General features: G+C 49.4%; 9 protein-coding genes. All 9 read right to left on the bottom strand.

Features of this window, described 5'->3' with window-relative positions; translation table 11 throughout:
* Positions 1-2 precede the first annotated feature (2 nt).
* Positions 3-13,436, bottom strand: coding sequence for a hypothetical protein (locus tag WDN47_04210; protein ID MEJ0021750.1), 13,434 nt, complete (start codon positions 13,434-13,436; stop codon positions 3-5).
* A gap of 3 nt (positions 13,437-13,439) precedes the next feature.
* Positions 13,440-13,619, bottom strand: coding sequence for a MerR family DNA-binding transcriptional regulator (locus WDN47_04205; protein MEJ0021749.1), 180 nt, complete (start codon positions 13,617-13,619; stop codon positions 13,440-13,442).
* 269 nt (positions 13,620-13,888) lie between these two features.
* On the bottom strand, positions 13,889-14,488 hold the full coding sequence (gene clpP, locus WDN47_04200; protein ID MEJ0021748.1) for an ATP-dependent Clp endopeptidase proteolytic subunit ClpP: 600 nt from the start codon (positions 14,486-14,488) through the stop codon (positions 13,889-13,891).
* Entirely contained in the window at positions 14,478-15,611 is a 1,134-nt protein-coding gene (gene nusA, locus WDN47_04195; GenBank protein ID MEJ0021747.1) for a transcription termination factor NusA, read from the bottom strand. The genes clpP and nusA overlap by 11 nt, the downstream gene beginning before the upstream one ends.
* Before the next feature lie 161 nt (positions 15,612-15,772).
* Positions 15,773-16,144, bottom strand: coding sequence for a YraN family protein (locus WDN47_04190; protein MEJ0021746.1), 372 nt, complete (start codon positions 16,142-16,144; stop codon positions 15,773-15,775).
* Complete coding sequence (locus tag WDN47_04185) at positions 16,141-16,554, bottom strand: hypothetical protein (protein ID MEJ0021745.1); 414 nt, start codon at positions 16,552-16,554, stop codon at positions 16,141-16,143. The genes WDN47_04190 and WDN47_04185 overlap by 4 nt, the downstream gene beginning before the upstream one ends.
* Positions 16,551-17,108 (bottom strand): class I SAM-dependent methyltransferase, encoded by a 558-nt coding sequence (locus WDN47_04180; GenBank protein MEJ0021744.1) that lies wholly within the window; start codon positions 17,106-17,108, stop codon positions 16,551-16,553. The genes WDN47_04185 and WDN47_04180 overlap by 4 nt, the downstream gene beginning before the upstream one ends.
* Complete coding sequence (locus tag WDN47_04175; GenBank protein ID MEJ0021743.1) at positions 17,101-17,922, bottom strand: TIGR00282 family metallophosphoesterase; 822 nt, start codon at positions 17,920-17,922, stop codon at positions 17,101-17,103. The genes WDN47_04180 and WDN47_04175 overlap by 8 nt, the downstream gene beginning before the upstream one ends.
* Positions 17,922-19,436: a ribonuclease Y gene (gene rny / locus WDN47_04170; GenBank protein ID MEJ0021742.1), complete on the bottom strand. Its 1,515-nt coding sequence runs from the start codon at positions 19,434-19,436 to the stop codon at positions 17,922-17,924. Before rny ends, WDN47_04175 begins: the two co-directional genes overlap by 1 nt.
* Between the last annotated feature and the right edge of the window lie 32 nt (positions 19,437-19,468).

Raw genomic sequence — 19,468 nt, 5'->3', positions numbered from 1 at the left:
TTTTATCTGAACTCATAGATAATGATTCTGCCCCCGGCTCCCGCCCCTCCTGTTGCCAATGTTGTTGTGCCTGTTGCTGCGCCCGAACCGCCGGACCCTGTATTTGCAATTGCCGCAATACCGGCTAGCGCTGTTGCGCCAATATTATTTGTAACTGCTACACCGCCGCCGCCAAGAGATGTTGACCCACCAAATCCTGATGATTCTGTTGTGACAACAGTACTGGTCATGCCTGAGCCTCCCGGAGCGCCGGCAAGGTTCACTGTGCCGTTTGTGGAAATACCGCCTCCTGCTCCACCTGCCACATATTTAATAACTGCAGTGCCTGCCGCCGTTGTTCCACCCAAGCCGCCGTTTGCAGTTATTGTGGTTACGCCTGTGTTGAATGTGGTTATGCCTCCGGTATTACCCGTGGCTCCAGCGACAGCAGTTCCACCAGCACCCACAGCGATTGTGAAAGGTCCGGCCCCCATACCAGTAAAGTAATATCGCGCGTAACCGCCGGAGCCTCCGCCGCCAGCTGCGCATCCGGCTACGGCTGTACAGCTGCCGCCAGCGCCGCCGCCACCCCAGAGTTCAATGATCGCATTGGTTGTTCCTGCTGTTTTTGTGTATGTAACGTTGCCGTTGACGAACGTCTGTACTCCGATCAAGGTTCCGCAACCGGTACAAGAAGTGACTGTCATGGCGCCTGCTCCCGTTATCGATGCATTAGGGCTGCTGAGAATATTGTCCCAACCGGTACCTACTTTAATTGCTGATTCCTGGGTAGATGCGCCCCCGGCAGAGTTGCCTATATTAATACCGTTCAGCTCGGCTCCCACCCCGGCTGAACCAGGAGTTATATTCAAGCCATTAGCAATCACGGTTCCCGTTGTCTCTGTTAAAGCGGGAGTAGTAATATTTAAGCCGTCCCAGTTGATTGCACCAGCCAAAGTCTGTTGAACTAAAGCTCCGGCTACACCCAAATTCAAGCCGTTAATATTCGTTGTTGCAGCTGTAGATTGAGTCAGTGTCGCTGTTTCCAATTTAAGATCCTGGACCGTTATACCGGGCGTAACCGTTCCCTGTGTCAGTCTCAATCCATTCCAAATGCCGCCCGCCGTAGTACCTCCAGTAATATCAATTCGTTCCCCGGAAGCTTCCACCGCTGCCGCGCCTCCCAGATAAGTGATCTGCAAACCGCTGACACCCGCAGTCGTGACGCCAGTGGCATTTGAAATGTTAACCATATCAACTGTCGGAGCAACTCCACCATTCATATTCACCGCGAGTTGAGTCCCGGCAATATCCGTAATAGTAACGTTGCTGGCAGCTGTGGTCAGAATTGTATTTCCTGAGTTGTAAGCTGCTTGCAGAGTCCCGCCGCCACCGCAAGCTCCCCAGATCGGAGCTGTGCCGACGCCGGAAGTTTGCAAACATTGAATACCTGTTGAAGCGGCAGTTTCAGAGACATTGCCATTGGCATTGTCCACATACAATACTCCGTTCACTGCTGAAAACTTGCCAAGTCTTATGGTATCTAAAGGAGAACCAATGACAATCGTGTCGGCAGTTGTATTGTCTGTCCCAATGTTGATGGTTTTGCCTGCAGTACCCGTGCCAATATTAATTGTTCCGGTAGTACCCGAGTCTAAGGTTAAAGGATTAGTGCCGGCCGATTTGATAGTTAATGCTCCTGAGTCTGCGATGTTGTTTGTAGTAAAAGTCATGGAGCCGATTGTTGTGCCGGTGATGAACGCTCCCACTCCGGCATTGGAGATCCTTTGTGTGCCGCCCAAGGATAAGTTGCCGCCGGTGATAGCCAGATCTCCGGTCGTAACAGTTAGGCCGGCTGATGCTGTAACTAATCCTGCGGAGGTAATGGTGCCGGTGCCGCTGACTGTAATGTTTCCCGAAGTAGAGATAGTTCCCAGCTCATTAATAGTCAGCTTGGTCGCTCCGCCTGATCTGATGTCTATGGCAGTGTTGGTGCCGGCATTGGTATCATCCACGATCAAGGAAGGAGCAGTTCCCTGCTGAGTTAAGGTCAAGGATTGGTCAGTAGCGGTATCAGCAAAAGTGAAAGCAATGTTTCTGGCATCAGTAGTAGTAATGGTGTTGCCGGAAGCCGCGGCATAAACTGTTTGTAATGTAGGAGTTGCTCCGCCGCAAGCGGCCCAAACAGGAACAAATCCCGCCCCAGCTCCGGAGGTTAAACATAAGCCTGCGGTAGAAGTAGGAGCTGTTGCTACAACTCCAGTGCCGGTTGTGGCATAGAGCACGGCGTTGTTGCCGGCAAGACCAGCTAGAGTAAGTCCGGTGAAAGCCCCGGTGCTGGCTGTTCCGCTTCCGATGGCTCCTGGAGCGGCAAAGGTTGCGCCGTTCAAAGAAGAAGCATTTAGATTGGCAACATTTGTAGTGGAGGCGACGATAAATGGTGCAGTTCCTGTCGCAAGACTTGATGTGATCTGGCCGGAAGTAGAAAGACTCGTAAGTGTTCCTACGGATGTTAAGGACGAGGCAAGTACATTGGCTGCTAATGTAGCTCCTGTTAATGTGCCTGCTGCCGCTGTGATAGTAATCGGAGCAGTGCCATCGAAGTTTACTCCATTAATAGCTCGTGGTGTCTGCAAAGCAGTGGCTGTAGCAGCATTGCCTGTGGTAGAACCGGAGGAACCTGTGATACTTCCTACTATCGGAGCTGTGACAGTAAGGCCTGCCAATGTTCCTACAGATGTTAAGGATGAATTAACCACATTGGCTGCAAGAGTGGTTCCTGTCAGAGTTCCTGCTGCTGCTATTGAACTTGGAACTACCCAAGTCGGAGCTAATGTTGTGCCGTTGCTTTGAAGAACTTGTCCTGCAGTACCATTGGCTAAGAATGCTGTTGTTCCTGCAGCTGATTGGTAAGGGATCTGGCCTCCTAATCCTCCGGCAAGGTTAGTGGCAGAAGTAGCAGTGGTTGCTGTTGCCGCATTGCCTGTGATACTTCCTACTATCGGAGCTGTGACAGTCAAGCCTGCCAATGTTCCTACAGATGTTAGAGATGAAGCTGTGACTCCTGCTGCCAGGGTTGTTCCTGTCAGAGTTCCTGCTGCTGCTGTAACTGTGATGTCAGCAGAACCATTGAAGGATACCCCGTTGATTAGGCGGGGGGTGGCAAGAGTGGTAGCTGTAGCAGCATTGCCTGTGGTAGAACCGGAGGAACCAGTAACATTACCGGTTACATTTCCTGTTAGAGGCCCTGCAAATCCTGTAGAAGTTAATAACCCGGTAGAAGGGTTGAAGAAAAGTTTGGTTGAAGAAACTTTTTGAGGCAGGTTTCCTGTATTAGCAGTTACCCAGGTCGGATATACCGATGCATTGGTAGTAGTATCATCTGTTATTCCGGTATTAGTAGCGTTGGTAGCAGTAGTAGCACTCCCGGCATTCCCCGTAATACTTCCTACTATCGGAGCTGTGACAGTCAATCCTGCCAATGTTCCTACAGATGTTAGAGATGAAGCTGTGACTCCTGCTGCCAGGGTTGTTCCTGTCAGAGTTCCTGCTGCTGCTGTAACTGTGATGTCGGCAGAACCGTTGAATGATACCCCGTTGATTAGGCGGGGGGTTGCAAGAGTGGTAGCTGTAGCAGCATTGCCTGTGGTAGAACCGGAGGAACCTGTGATACTTCCTACTATCGGAGCTGTGACAGTAAGGCCTGCCAATGTTCCTACAGATGTTAAGGATGAATTAACCACATTGGCTGCAAGAGTGGTTCCTGTCAGAGTTCCTGCTGCTGCTATTGAACTTGGAACTACCCAAGTCGGAGCTAATGTTGTGCCGTTGCTTTGAAGAACTTGTCCTGCAGTACCATTGGCTAAGAATGCTGTTGTTCCTGCAGCTGATTGGTAAGGGATCTGGCCTCCTAATCCTCCGGCAAGGTTAGTGGCAGAAGTAGCAGTGGTTGCTGTTGCCGCATTGCCTGTGATACTTCCTACTATCGGAGCTGTGACAGTCAAGCCTGCCAATGTTCCTACAGATGTTAGAGATGAAGCTGTGACTCCTGCTGCCAGGGTTGTTCCTGTCAGAGTTCCTGCTGCTGCTGTAACTGTGATGTCAGCAGAACCATTGAAGGATACCCCGTTGATTAGGCGGGGGGTTGTTAATGTTGCGGCAGAGCCAGTAGTGTTCTGGTTCAATACCGGGAAGTCCGCCGGCACTGCAATACTTAATGCCCCTGTAGTGGTGGTGCTCTTTAAGATACCGGTGGCTAAAGCAGAGGTTCCCAGGGAATAATCAGTGCCTGCTGTGGCAGCAGATATGGCTGTTCCATTCCCCTTTAGTAATCCTGTGATCGTGGTTGAGATAGTAATAGCAGGGGTGGTGCCGCCGCTGGAAGATCCGGCAAAACCATTTGCTGATACAACCGATAATCCGGTCAGTGTTCCGGTAGCAGCTGCAACCCAAGTAGGAGCCAGGGTTGTGCCGTTGCTTTGAAGAACTTGTCCTGCAGTACCATTGGCTAAGAATGCTGTTGTTCCTGCAGCTGATTGGTAAGGGATCTGTCCTCCTAATCCTCCGGCAAGGTTAGTGGCAGAAGTAGCAGTGGTAGCAGTAGCCGCATTGCCTGTGATACTTCCTACTATCGGAGCTGTGACAGTTAAGCCTGCTAAGGTTCCTACTGATGTTAGAGAAGAGTTAACTACATTGGCAGCCAGGACGGTCCCGGTTAAGGTTCCGGCAGCGGCCGTGATGGTAATCGGAGCAGTTCCATCAAAATTTACTCCATTAATAGCTCGAGGTGTTTGAAGGGCTGTTGCCGTACCGGCATTGCCGGAAACAGAAGTCTGGTCTCCGGTGTTTGTGCCGGATGAACTGCCGGAGAAGTTGGAGGCAGACAAAGCTCCGGAAATGGTCAACGCTCCGGCTGAGGTGGCTGTAAAGTGAGCCGACGAGATACTAAGTGAATCAAGAGCAGAGCCGATAGAGATGGTGTCGGCAGTTGTATTATTCGTACCGATGTTAATAATATCTCCGGAAGTACCGGTGCCGATGTTGACGGTCTTGCCATTATTGCCTGTGGCAAGGTTAACGGTTCCGGTGGTGCCGGAATCAAGAGTTAAAGCAGTCGTTGGAGCTGAACTGATAGTAAGCGCTCCGCCCCCTGTAAGGGTTGCGCCTGCGGCTCCCAAGACAATATTCGTCGCAGCTCCGCCAATATTTAAAGTTGTCGCTGTAGTATTAAAAAGATTCCCGGTTAATGCTGTTGTGCCAAGGGTTCCGCCGTTAACATTGACATTGCCTGCGGTGTTGATATTGAACACACCTGTCTGGTTCCAGTCCGCAGTCAAGGCTCCTAAACTTACGGTAGTTCCGACCGTTTGCAGACCGTTGCCTGCCGATAATCTGGTATTTGCGGAAAGCGCAACCCATTCTCCGAGTGATGAGGTATAAGTGAAGGACACTCCGTAATTCATACTGTTTGGATTTTGATCAAACACTGCATAGTTGTTTACTGGGGCGATAAAGGTATACGTAAATGCGCCGGGAGTTCCGCCGCTGACTTGTACCAGGTTGTCACTTTTTCCTGTCATGGCTCCGGATGGAACTGTCGGAGACAAGAAACTCACGCCAAAGCGGTCTCCGACCACAAGACTTTTGACCTTTACCCATGTAGTCCCTTGGTACTGGACCAGGTCCCCGGCACTGAAACCCGCCCAAACGCCGGTATTGCCGCCGGTATTAATTATGTAAGAATCACCGCTCACTGGAGATCCGACCGGAGTTGCCGTATCGGCAATAACGCCGGCATTTTCTATCGGGTTTTGCCAAATGAGGCCAGTGGTAAGATTGTCAACATAAGTTTTTACCGCATTTTGAGTTGGATATAAAATATTGGAAGTGCCAAGATTGACATTTGATGATTTATTAGCAACATCTTCCGGCGTATATCCAAAAGCTGCCTGTTTAGAATTAAACGCTGCCCAGTCGGCTGCGGTAAGCACTCCACGGTTGGTTGCGGAGGCGTTTGGAATATTGAGGGTAAGGCTGCCCCCAAGTGATGCGGGAGAACCCGTTACGCCTACATCTGTTCCAGATGTACCAATAAGCAATCCTATTGTTGAATTAGCAAGATCAGCATTTAAAATTGTACCGTCAAGGATCTTACCTGTCGTCACAGCATTCGGGGCAATCGTAGCGGCAAATGTACCGGTGCCTGATCCGGTGACATCTCCGGTTAAGGTTATGGTCTGGTCTCCGGTGTTGGTGCCGGTCAATGTGCCGGTGAAGTTGGAAGCAACTATTGGTCCGGCAATGGTCAGAGCGCCGGCTGAAGTAATCTTGTTAGCGGATGAGAAAAATTGAATATCACCCTTAGTGCCATTGGTAGTGGAGACTAAGGTTAAGGTGCCGGCAGCGGCATTGCCTCCGTTGATGGTGGCTGAGCCTCCCAATGTTACGGTTGTGCCGTTGGAAGTCACTATGCCTGAAGCAGAGTTGAGCGCCAAATTGCCAGCTCCCCCTGAAGTTATGGTCAAGGCTCCTGAGTCTGCAATGTTGTTGGTGGTAAACGTTTGAGAAGCGATCTGTGTTCCGGAAACCAAAGCTCCTACTGAGGTTAAGGACGAGTTGACCACATTGGCAGCCAGAGTAGTGCCGGTCAGAGTACCAGCTGCCGCAGCTGCGGTGATTGTAATATCGGCAGTGCCGTCAAAAGCAACTCCGTTGATGAGGCGAGGTGTTGCTAGCTTGGTCGCACTCCCGGCATTCCCCGTAATACTTCCTACTATCGGAGCTGTGACAGTCAATCCTGCCAATGTTCCTACAGATGTTAGAGATGAAGCTGTGACTCCTGCTGCCAGGGTTGTTCCTGTCAGAGTTCCTGCTGCTGCTGTAACTGTGATGTCGGCAGAACCGTTGAATGATACCCCGTTGATTAGGCGGGGGGTTGCAAGAGTGGTAGCTGTAGCAGCATTGCCTGTGGTAGAACCGGAGGAACCTGTGATACTTCCTACTATCGGAGCTGTGACAGTAAGGCCTGCCAATGTTCCTACAGATGTTAAGGATGAATTAACCACATTGGCTGCAAGAGTGGTTCCTGTCAGAGTTCCTGCTGCTGCTATTGAACTTGGAACTACCCAAGTCGGAGCTAATGTTGTGCCGTTGCTTTGAAGAACTTGTCCTGCAGTACCATTGGCTAAGAATGCTGTTGTTCCTGCAGCTGATTGGTAAGGGATCTGGCCTCCTAATCCTCCGGCAAGGTTAGTGGCAGAAGTAGCAGTGGTTGCTGTTGCCGCATTGCCTGTGATACTTCCTACTATCGGAGCTGTGACAGTCAAGCCTGCCAATGTTCCTACAGATGTTAGAGATGAAGCTGTGACTCCTGCTGCCAGGGTTGTTCCTGTCAGAGTTCCTGCTGCTGCTGTAACTGTGATGTCAGCAGAACCATTGAAGGATACCCCGTTGATTAGGCGGGGGGTTGTTAATGTTGCGGCAGAGCCAGTAGTGTTCTGGTTCAATACCGGGAAGTCCGCCGGCACTGCAATACTTAATGCCCCTGTAGTGGTGGTGCTCTTTAAGATACCGGTGGCTAAAGCAGAGGTTCCCAGGGAATAATCAGTGCCTGCTGTGGCAGCAGATATGGCTGTTCCATTCCCCTTTAGTAATCCTGTGATCGTGGTTGAGATAGTAATAGCAGGGGTGGTGCCGCCGCTGGAAGATCCGGCAAAACCATTTGCTGATACAACCGATAATCCGGTCAGTGTTCCGGTAGCAGCTGCAACCCAAGTAGGAGCCAGGGTTGTGCCGTTGCTTTGAAGAACTTGTCCTGCAGTACCATTGGCTAAGAATGCTGTTGTTCCTGCAGCTGATTGGTAAGGGATCTGGCCTCCCAAGCCTCCGGCAAGGTTGGTGGCAGAAGTAGCAGTGGTTGCTGTTGCCGCATTGCCTGTGATACTTCCTACTATCGGAGCTGTGACAGTCAAGCCTGCCAATGTTCCTACAGATGTTAGAGATGAAGCTGTGACTCCTGCTGCCAGGGTTGTTCCTGTCAGAGTTCCTGCTGCTGCTGTAACTGTGATGTCGGCAGAACCATTGAAGGATACCCCGTTGATTAGTCTTGGGGTTGCAAGAGTGGTAGCTGTAGCCGCATTGCCTGTGGTAGAACCGGAGGAACCAGTAACACTTCCTACTATCGGAGCTGTGACAGTCAATCCTGCCAATGTTCCTACAGATGTTAAGGAAGAATTAACCACATTGGCTGCAAGGGTTGTACCTGTCAGAGTTCCTGCTGCAGCAACGGCAGTGATCGTAATATCTGCTGAGCCGTCAAAAGCAACTCCGTTGATGAGACGAGGCGTTTCCAACTTTGTAGCAGTAGCAGCATTGCCTGTGGTAGAACCGGAACTTCCTGTCACACTTCCAACTATCGGCGCTGTTACCGTAAGACCTGTTAACGTTCCGACGGAAGTAATAGCCGGTTGTGCAGCATCTGTAACAGTGGCGGCTGAACCGGTGACGCTGCCGGCAATAGGAGCAATGACAGTAAGACCTGTTAAGGGTCCGACTGAAGTTAAAGATGAATTAACCACATTCGCAGCAAGAGTGTTTCCGGTCAGAGTGCCGGCATCGGCAGCTACCGTGATGTCAGCAGAACCGTTGAATGATACTCCGTTGATGAGTCTGGCAGTTTCGAGAGTGGTGGCAGTTGCAGCATTGCCGGTAGTAGAACCGGAGGAACCAGTGATAGAACCTATGATGGGAGCAGTGACGGTCAGGCCTGTTAACGTTCCAACTGATGTTAAGGAAGAATTAACTACACTGGCTGCAAGAGTGGTTCCTGTAAGAGCACTTGCATCTGCAGGACACGTTCCCCAAGCAGGGGCAAGCCCTGTGGTGGCTACCAAACATTGCCCTGTCGTACCGTTGGCTATTGAGGCCAGAGTGCCATCGGTAGTTCCATTCGCAGTATAGATAATGGCGTTAGCCGTATTGAACTTTCCCAGTTTAAGAGTATCCAGAGAAGAACCGATGACAATCGTATCAGCAGCGGTGTTGTCTGTGCCAATATTTATAGTTTTGCCAGAAATCCCGGTACCGATATTGATTGTACCCGTAGTTCCTGTATCTAAAGTTAGAGCATTTGCTCCAGTTGCAGTAATGGCCAAAGGACCGGTACCTGTAATAGTACCGCCGGCAGCCAAATTAATATCCCCTTTCGTCGTTATATTTCCAGTTGACCCAAAAACTTCAAACAAGGCGCTGCCGGGTGTGCCATTGCCGATGGTCAGAGTTGCTGCGGGCGTATTGTCACCGATACCGAGACGGTTATTTACCTGGTCCCAAAATAAATTGTTGTTATTTGAAATCAACAGGCCGCTGGAATTGGCAAACGGGATACTGCCGGTACCTAAAATTCCAGATTGAAACGGCGCTGGCGCGATATTTGCCAGAACAATGCCTAAAGTTGAATCTGACACTGCGATATAACCAAGTTTTACCGTAAGATTCGGGGAAGAGGGCCTGGTGGCCGTGTAATCACCCGCAGATGTGGCTGAAAGGAATATTTGGTCTCCCGCACTGAACGACGCGGTATTCTCCTTATGAATTAATCCAAAATTAGTAATATAACTGATGCTGCCGTTGGGAATCGCATTAGTTGTGATGCCGGCCGCCTGAGAAGTAGTTGGACTATCAGCCCTGGCCAACGCAACTGTCGGTATGCCTCCTGAGGAACCGCTAATATATACTACTTTGCCATCGGCAATATCGGTGCCGGTAATGTTCTTAACACGGATCCATTCTTCCTGACCGATGTTCAGCGTACTGTTAGAGGCATCATTATAATATGCAAGAGTCTTGTCAGTTGTGTCATAAAAAACTCGGCCTTCAGAATACGGCGGCTTTACCGTGTTCGTAAAATCAATGTAATTTGGTATCGTAAGCGAACCGTTCACAGTGGCGACAGTTCCTGTTTTACCGATGGAGACTCCGGTGGCATTAGTGGTGCCTAAATTCAAAGTAGCTGCTGAGTCGATTGTGAGCGCGCCGGAACTTGTTGAGAATGTTGACGCAGCGCCTCCGGTGAGCGTTAACGCTCCGGTTGGGGTCAGATTTACAGACCCTGCGCCGGAGACATTAAAATTTCCCGACGCAAGATTAAACGTGATTGGAACGGAACCGGCTGTAACAATAGTTGCGCCATTATTATAAACAGTTTGCAAAGTATCAGTACCGCTGATATCACAATCTTTCCAAGCGTTATTTTCATAACATCTGAACCTGTTTGTACTCGCATTGTAGTACATTGACCCGTTGACACCGGTCGGGTCTCCGCTTGTAGATTTCACATCCAAAGCAAGCAGATCCGGCGTGGCGGACCCGACACCTCCTGCGCCAATATGAACATTTGCCGTAGTTCCATTTCCGGCAGCTTGCAAAGTCAGATCTCCGGCACTCGTTCCGAAAACAGATGCCGCTCCGCCGGTAAGCGTTAATGCTCCGCCGGAAGTAAAACTGGAAGCACCTGTCGGGTTAAGATTTACCGAACCGGCTCCCGAGGCTGTGAAATCACCGGAAGCAAGGATCAAAGCCAGATCAGTTGACGCGGTCGTAGTAATAGTTGGACCATTTATGTACGTTTGCTGCAGTGACAATCCTCCTCCGCTTCCCGTCGCACCGCAATCTTTCCATGCTCCATTTTCAAAACAACGGAAAACGTTTGATGAGCCGTTGTAATACATCGCTCCATTATACCCGGCCGGATCGCCGGCTGTTGATTTCACATCAAGGCCGAACAGATCAGGGCCGTTGGAACCGGGAGCTCCAGCTCCAATATGAACACTGCCTGTAGTCCCGACGCCGTTAACTTGCAAAGTCAGATCTCCGGCAGTTGTGCCCCATGTAGTTGCCGTACCGGAAGTGAGTGTTAAATTTGCGTCAGAAGTAAAGCTGGAGTTACCTGTGGGTGTAAGATTTACCGAGCCGGCCCCTGAAACATCGAAGTTTCCGGAAGCGAGCGTAAATACAATATCAGTTGAGCTTCCGGTCGTGATAGTTGCGCCGGCGCTGTAAGCCGATTGTAATGTTGTAGTTCCGCCTGTCGTATCGCAATTTTTCCATGCCCCGTTTTCATAACAGCGGAAACTGTTGGAATTGGTATTGTAATACATCGCTCCATTAAATCCTGCCGGATCTCCGGCATCTGACTTTGTGTCAACGCCAAACAGATCAGGAGCGGTAGAGCCGGCTCCGCCGGAACCGATCTGGACAGTGGCCGTTGTTCCGGCTCCTGCCGGATGCAATATTATATTGCCGAATCCTGTTGAGATAGTTAAGCCGGTTGCTGCGGTCAAATTAGTCGAGCTACCCAGGGAAACCGTACCTGAACCGGCTTGCAAAGTAAGATCACCGGAAGTGGTAGATAATGCGGATGCCGCTCCCCCAGTCAGAGTTAACGCGCCTCCGGAAGTAAAAGATGAAGCAGCGGTCGGAGTAAGATTTACTGAGCCAGCCCCGGAAGCGATGAAATTCCCGGACGTGAGCGTGAAAGCAATATCATGGGATCCGGAAGTCGTAATCGCTCCGCTATTATTATAAGCGACCTGCAAAGTTGCGGCAGTGACGGAATCGCAATCTTTCCACGCATTATTTTCAAAACAACGGAATCTGTTATTAGCAATATTGTAGTAGATCGCGCCATTGGTACCGGCCGGATCACCCGCCGATGATTTCGCATCCACGACCAGAAGATCTGGCGTTGCTGATCCAGCCCCACCTGCTCCAATTTGTACATTTGCAGTCGTTCCGGCGCCTGCAGGCTGCAACGTAATATTGCCAGCCGTAGTTGAAAGATTGGAAGCCGCTCCGCCAACTAATGTCAGACCGCCGCCTGTTGCGGTGATGCTGCCTCCTCCGTTTGCCAAAGTAATATCGCCTTGCGTCGTGACATTGCCGTTGGCCCCGAACACTTCAAACAGACCGCTGCCGGCTGTGCCGTTGCCGATGGTCAGAGTTGCCGCAGGCGTATTGTCACCGATGCCCAAGCGCTTTGTTGCATTGTCCCAGAACAGATTGGCATTATCCTGGGCCGTCAAACCTAATGGGCTTGCAAATATCATTGAACCGGAGGTAAATGCACCGATGGTGAATGGAGTAGCGACAACTTCAATACTACCTGAGACAGCATCAGATTTTATGACCCGTCCAATAGGCATTGAAAAAAACGGAGCAGCAGGCTGGGTTGTTACAAACCCGCCGGGTGTTGTAGGCGACAGAAAAAGCCGGTCACCCGCGGTGAATGCTGAGGTATCAAGGTTCTCAACCAAACCGACGCCGGTGGCATAACCATAAGCTCCGTTCGGAATATCCTGGGTTGTAACTCCTGCTGATTGGGTAGTTACGGGACTGTTTGCCTGGGCTTTAGCAACTGTTGGAAAACCAAATGCGTCAACACCGCTAAAATATACGGATGAACCTTTGGGAATTGTTGCACCTGTTACATTTTTTACACGTGTCCAGAGTGTTTGACCAATATGCAAACTAAGCCCACTGAGATCGTTGTAGAAAGATAAAGACTTGCTGACAGGATCGTAGAATAATCGGCCCTCCTTGTAGGCAGGTGCGGTTAAGTTAGTGAAGTCAATGTAGTTCGGGATCGTCAGAGAACCATTAATCGTGGTGACGGTTCCTGTTTTGCCAATCGAAACACTGGTCGAAGTAGATGTGCCTAAATTCAAAGCGCCACCCGAGTCGATTGTGAGTCCTCCGCTGTCAGAAATATTGTTGTTGGTAAAAGTCTGAGTGCCGATGAGCGTGCCTGAAACCAGGTGTCCCACCAAAGTTAAAGATGAATTAACTATATTAGCGGCCAGGGTCGTACCGGTTAAAGCTCCGGCGTCTGTATTGGAAGGGATAGTAATATCCGCTGTGCCATTGAAAGGTACGCCGTTTATATTCCGAGCTGTCTGCAAGGCAGTAGCTGTCCCGGCATTGATCGCATAGCCCGAAGATGCGATCAATTGCCGCGGTGATAAAGTTTCGTACGTGGAGGTAGCAGGATTTAAAACTTCGACTTGCAGATATGCCGTATCGGTGGAATTGAAATCAAATGTCAGCGCATCCGGATAACCATGCGCCGTATCTCCAATATTTACGTTGAACACTCCTTGGGTAACATTAAGCGTTACAGAACCGGGCGGGCTTGCTGGCCACAACCGTGTCCCACCGGGAGGCGTGGCACTGTCCCAAATGGAAAATTTAAAAGTATAGTTAGTTCCCGCTCCCCCCAGCAGTGCGCCGGTTGAATCGGTTAAACGGCCTTGATAGCTAAATGCCTTCGGCACACCCGTTGCAGCCTGTGCAATAGGAATAAAATAAGCCTGGATCGGAAAAATATCAGGTGCGACAAAACCAAGTATTAAAATACTTATGGTGACTTTGAGCGCTAAAATTTTGATTTTATTTTGGCTCATATTTTACGGCCGCATTATTTTCCTGATAACCTGCTTCTCATATCGCCTGTCTTTTCTGGGACCGATCCGGACAACATTAATCAGCCCTTCTTTTTCCCAATTCCGAAGGGTATTCGGATGAACATTCAGCAAATGAGTCACCTCGCGGATCGTCAGAAGCTCTGGCAGTTCCTCAAAAGACATTTTGATTTTGTTTTTGTTTCAACAACCGGCCCTTGATTAAACTTACTTAGCTACCAAGGGTAAAGACATAATAAACACCAGAAAATGGCCAATTTTGGGCCTTTTCAGTAGTCTTATATTCAATTGTTTTTTATTTTGGTTTCGAACCTAACAAAACTTACCATTACTGATATTATTATAGCAAATTTAAGCGTACTTGTCAATCTGTAGTCGTTAACAAAAAAACAGGACAATTGTCCTGTTTTCCTTTGTGCAATTAAATAATAAATCTACGGCAGAATGACCTTGTCGATCAGACCGTAATTTTTTGCTTCTTCCGGGGTCATGAAGAAATCTCGGTCAGTGTCAGTTTCAATTTTCTTCAATGACTGCCCTGTGTGTTTGATCAAAATGTCGTTTATCTGATGCTTGATGCGGACCATTTCTTTGGTCTGGATCTCGACATCGCGCACCTGGCCTTCCACTCCGCCCATGACCTGGTGGATCATGACGCGCGCGTTCGGCAGTGACATTCTTTTTCCGGCAGCGCCAGCGGCCAGAAGTACGGCCGCGGCAGAAGCGGCTTGTCCGATGCAGACCGTGATCACATCTGCTTTTACAAACTGCATGGTATCATAGATCGCCAAAGCGGATGTGACCGAGCCACCCGGAGAATTAATGTACAGTTTAATTTCTTTCTTCGGGTCCTCTGCTTCCAGGAACAGCAATTGAGCGATCACCAAATTCGCCACATGATCATCGATCGCCTCGCCCAAAAAAATAATTCTTTCTTTCAAAAGCCTTGAATAGATGTCAAAGGCCCGCTCGCCGAATTGGGATTTTTCAACCACCATCGGCACCAGAGGCATCTCTATTATTTTATTGCGCATTTATTTGTTCTCCTTCCGCGGCAACAGCGGGTTCTTCCGGATTTAATTCTTCGCTCGTCACCTCCGACTCAGGCTGGCCTCCTGAAATTTTCTCTTCCGCAATATCAATTTTCCAGCCGGTCAACCGCGCTGCCAGCCGGACGTTTTGACCGGTCTTGCCGATGGCCAAAGACAGCTGGTCCTCAAGCACACCGACCTTGGCTTCTTTGGCATCCTCGTTCAACGTCACATTCAAGATCTTTGCCGGGGACAAAGCATTGGCGATAAATTTCACGGGATCCTCAGACCAGGAAATGATATCTATCTTTTCGCCGTTGAGCTCTGCCATGATGACCTGCACGCGGGTCCCGCGCTGGCCCACGCAAGCGCCGATCGGGTCCACGCCGTCCTGTGACGACCAGACTGCGATCTTGGTCCGACTTCCCGCTTCGCGGGCGATGGCTTTGACTTCAACAATGCCGTTAAAGATCTCCGGCACTTCAATTTCAAACAGCCTTCTGACCACGTCCGGATGCGATCGGGATAATGTGATCTTTGGTCCCTTGGCCGTGGGTTCAACATGCAGAATTAAAACTTTGATCCGTGCGCCTATGGCATATTTCTCACCTTTGATCTGTTCGGAAGGAAACAAAACTCCCGTGGTTTTCCCCAAATCTATCAGTACAGTCTCGCCTTCAATTCGTTGGACAATCCCTGAAACCAACTGGCGCTCTTTGGCTTTATAATCCGTGAACAGCACTCCCCGCTCCGCTTCCCTGATCTTCTGGACAATGACCTGCTTTGCGGTCTGCGCGGCGATCCGGCCGAATGTGGCGCCGGTTTTGGGCGTGATGTCAATTTTTATCTCATCGCCGACCTTAGCGCCTTTTTTCGCTTTTTTGGCATCCTCAAGGGTCATTTCTTTAACCGGGTCGGTTACTTCTTCTACGACTTTTTTCACGTCAAAGACTTTCGTGCCTAAAGTGTCAGGCAAAAACTCGACCACGATATTCTGGTCTTTTTTGCCGTAATCTTTGCGGAAAGCCGCGGCCAAAGAAACCTCGATCATTTTCAAGATCTCTTCTTTATTTATATCTTTCTCTTCGGCGATCTGATTCAGCGCCTGTTCAAACTGCTCATTCATTCGTCGCGTCGGATAGACACTTCGCGATTTGCTTTGCAAATACGCTTCGGTCTACTTGCCGCTCCTCTCGAAAAAATTGTTCTCGACCCTGCGGGTCTGCGACTCAATTTTTTCGTTAATTAAAATATTCCTTGTAACAAAAAAACGAGCTTAATGCTCGTTTAATCTAAATCTTCAATAGCGTTCGTAAGTATTATAACAGGTTCGGTTGGGTTGTCAATATCGACTCCTGCCACGTCAATCCGGTAATTGTGCTCCAGAAATTTAGGATGCAGCTGAAGATATAATTTGGCTGTTTTGATCAGCCTTCTGCGCTTATTAAGATCCACCGCCTCGAACGGACCGCCGAATTTCTCAGACGAACGTGCTTTCACTTCCACGAATATGATCTCTTTGTCTTTTTCAAAAATCAGGTCGATCTCTCCGATCTGTTTGCCGTGAGGAAAGATATAATTTTTTTCAAGCAACCGGCAGCCCTGCTCCTGATAGGTTTCAGCAACCAGCTTCTCTCCCGCCGATCCGAGGTTGGTCATCGGTTTTTCGGGCCGGGAATATATTTATTTCTGATGAGCGTATGCTCATATTCCTTCAGCTCTGTAGAAAATTTAAAGATCAGGTATTTTATTACGAACAAAAACCAAACCAATCCTGTCAACAGCACCAAACCGGCCCAGGCGCGCATGGCAAAGATCTGAGTATTTTCGTACCTGAACCCAAACCAGACCAGGCCTGAGATCCCGATCGTTAATAGAAGATAAAAAAGTCTGTCGATCAGTTTTGCCTTGACCTTGTTTATGACAAACCGCTCGGACAGCTTTAAGACGATCGCCAAAATTATGCAAGCGGCAAAAAAATATCCCAAGTATAGATCCGTATGGGCAAGAACGATCGAAGGCTGCGCAAACCACAAATTGCGGTCAAATAATTTGGCCCACATGATCATTTAATGAACATTAATCCATAATGATAAATATCAGTAGGCAGCACTCCCGCTTCCTTCAATGTTGTTTGCTTAGCCAATTTTTTTAAAACTTCCGGTTTGACCCTATCCGCCGCCATAGGCCCGATCGGACCGGGCATATCATTCCAATCTATCGCCACCAGCTTGCCGCCGGTTTTCAGCATCCGGTAAGCTTCAGTGAACAAAGCGGCATGGTTTTTTATTTGGTGAAAGATATTGGCCATGATCGCCATATCAATGCTGCCTGTGGGAATATTGCGGCAGGAATCGGCCTGTTCCAGGTCCGCGCGTAAGATTTTAAGATTTCTCAAGCCTTTCATCCGGGCTTCCGCCGAGACATGGTCTAAGGCTGTATCTAAAATATCCACGGCAAAAACTTGTCCCCCATCCCCGACAATTTTCCCGGCCGCCAGGGTATAAAATCCGCTGCCGGTGCCCAGATCGGCCACGATCTGGCCGGCAGAAAGGCCTGCGGCGAACAGGATCTTTTCCGGGTCTAAAAATTTACTGGCTGGGTCAAAAATAAAATTATCCATTGATTTTAATTATTTGATGTTGGCTGGAAATTTTGAGGGCTTTCCGGCTGGTTTCGTCCACCTCTATGATAACATAACTTAATTCCGCAGAAGAAGGGTCTTCCGGGATATCAAACGGCACCCGTGTGCCCGAGGTAAACCGTTCCAGAGACAATTCTTTCTTAACACCCAGCACTCCCCCTGCTGCTCCGCACATGCCGACGTCCGTGATATAGGCGGTTCCCCCGGGCAGGATTTTTGCATCTGCAGTGGGGATATGGGTATGCGTGCCCAAAACTGCGCTGACCCGGCCATCCAAAAAATATCCGAAGGCGACTTTCTCACTTGTCGCTTCGGCGTGAAAATCGATCACCACCGCTGCGTAATTTTTTGGATCGTTGGCTGTAAGCCATTTTTCCGCTTCAGCAAAAGGCGAACTGATCGGATCGTGGAATTGTTTTTCCATGAACACCTGGCCCAGGAAATTGCCGATCAAGACATCGCCTTTGGCGGTCGGGATGACCACCGCGTTTTTCCCCGCATAGGTGTCGGGAATATTAGCCGGCCGGACAAGTTTGTCCGGATATTTTCGGAAAGTTTCATCCGACAGATCTTTTTTGGAATAAATATGATTGCCTGAAGTAAACCCGGAGATGCCGAGGCGGATCAATTCTTCCAAAGTTTTGACAGTCACGCCTTTGCCGTGAGCCAAATTTTCAACATTCGCCAAGATCAAATCAGGCTGCTCGGACTTGATCAAATCCGGCAGGGTTTTTTTAACGGCCGCCCGGCCCGGCTCGCCTGTGATGTCTCCAAAAAATATTATCTTAAGCATTACCTTGCATATTCGATTACTCTTGTTTCCCTGATGACCATGACCCTGATCTCTCCCGGATACTTCAGATCCTGTTCTATCTTATTGGCGATCTCGCGGGCCAATTTCGTCGCCCCCCAATCATCCAGTTTGTCGGGTTTAACAAACACCCGGATCTCTCTTCCTGCCTGAATAGCGTAAACTTTATCAACGCCCTCAAAGCTGTGCGCCAGGCTCTCCAGTTCCTCAAGTCTTTTTACGTAATTTTCATAGGTATCGCGCCTAGCTCCGGGCCTTGCTCCGGAAATATTGTCAGCAGCATCAACGATAGCGGCTTCAATAGAAGTGTATTCCACATCGCCGTGATGGGCTTCGATCGCATTCACTATTTTTTCGGGCAGATTGAACTTTTTCGCGATCTGTTTGCCGATCTCCACGTGAGTACCTTCCATATCCTGGTCCAAGGCTTTGCCGATGTCATGCAGCAGGGCTCCTTGTTTGACGGTCATAACATCAGCGCCGATCTCTTCGGCCATCAATGCCGCCAGCTTGGCCATCTCTATCGAATGTTTGAGTACGTTTTGGCCGTAGCTGGTGCGGAATTTGAGCCTCCCGATCAGCTGCACTAATTTTGGCGGAAAATTGGCAATACCCAGTTCATACACTGCCTGCTCGCCTGCTTCTTTGATCATGTCAGAAACTTCTTTTTTGGCTTTCTCCGTTGCTTCTTCAATTTTAGCAGGATGAATGCGGCCGTCCAAAATCAATTTTTCCAGGGCGATCTTCGCGATATGGCGGCGGACCGAATTGAAGCCGGAAATGATCACGGCATCAGGCGTGTCGTCAACGATGACCTCCACTCCCAGCATCTGCTCAAAGGTCCGGATGTTTCGGCCTTCTTTGCCGATGATCCGCCCTTTCATTTCTTCGCTCGGCAAAGTCACAGCCGTGGTCGTCATTTCGCTGGTGACCTCTGATGCGCAGCGCTGTATGGCGAGAGCTACAATATCGCGGGCTTTTTTATCCGCATCCTCGCGGGCCTGGTTGACCAGTTTGTGGGTCAGCATGGTCAGCTCTTCTTTCACGCTCTTTTCCGTGGATTCCAAAAGAACTCTTTTGGCGTCCTCAGTTGAAAGCCCTGAGATCTTCTGCAGTTGCTCAAGCTGTTTTTGCTTCAGTCCCCGCATCTCATCTTTGGTTTTCTCGATCTCTGTTTTTTTGAAATTCAGATCTTCTTTGAGCTTCTCGGATTCGGACAGCTTGCGTTCGAGGTCCGATTCCTTGCGGCTTAAGCGGTCCTCGACTTTGATGATCTGGTTCCGAAATTCTTCTTCTGCCTTTTTACCCTGGCCTACAATTTCCAGTGCTTTCGATTTGGCATCAAGCAAAATTTCCTTTTCCTTATTTTTTGCTTCCTCCAAAGCCCTGGCGACCCGGCCTTCAATGGAGTTTACCTGGTTGGCGATCTGCACTTTGCGGATCAGATAACCCACCATTGCTCCTAAAAGCGCTCCAACAATAATTCCAATAAGCATACAAAACCTTTCCAAGCTTTGTTGGTCGCATC

Source organism: Candidatus Doudnabacteria bacterium (assembly GCA_037200925.1).
GTDB lineage: Bacteria > Patescibacteriota > Doudnabacteria > UBA920 > O2-02-FULL-48-8 > JBDTSL01.
Note: the sequence above shows the minus strand (reverse complement) of the source record. Positions and strands in the feature narration are given on the sequence as shown.

Excerpts from the sequence above, each read along its gene's own strand:
- WDN47_04190 (MEJ0021746.1), bottom strand. The coding sequence starts at position 16,144 with ATGACCAACCTCGGATCGGCGGGAGAGAAGCTGGTTGCTGAAACCTAT.
- clpP (MEJ0021748.1), bottom strand. The coding sequence starts at position 14,488 with ATGCGCAATAAAATAATAGAGATGCCTCTGGTGCCGATGGTGGTTGAA.
- WDN47_04205 (MEJ0021749.1), bottom strand. The coding sequence starts at position 13,619 with ATGTCTTTTGAGGAACTGCCAGAGCTTCTGACGATCCGCGAGGTGACT.
- rny (MEJ0021742.1), bottom strand. The coding sequence starts at position 19,436 with ATGCTTATTGGAATTATTGTTGGAGCGCTTTTAGGAGCAATGGTGGGT.
- WDN47_04175 (MEJ0021743.1), bottom strand. The coding sequence starts at position 17,922 with ATGCTTAAGATAATATTTTTTGGAGACATCACAGGCGAGCCGGGCCGG.
- WDN47_04180 (MEJ0021744.1), bottom strand. The coding sequence starts at position 17,108 with ATGGATAATTTTATTTTTGACCCAGCCAGTAAATTTTTAGACCCGGAA.
- WDN47_04185 (MEJ0021745.1), bottom strand. The coding sequence starts at position 16,554 with ATGATCATGTGGGCCAAATTATTTGACCGCAATTTGTGGTTTGCGCAG.
- nusA (MEJ0021747.1), bottom strand. The coding sequence starts at position 15,611 with ATGAATGAGCAGTTTGAACAGGCGCTGAATCAGATCGCCGAAGAGAAA.
- WDN47_04210 (MEJ0021750.1), bottom strand. The coding sequence starts at position 13,436 with ATGAGCCAAAATAAAATCAAAATTTTAGCGCTCAAAGTCACCATAAGT.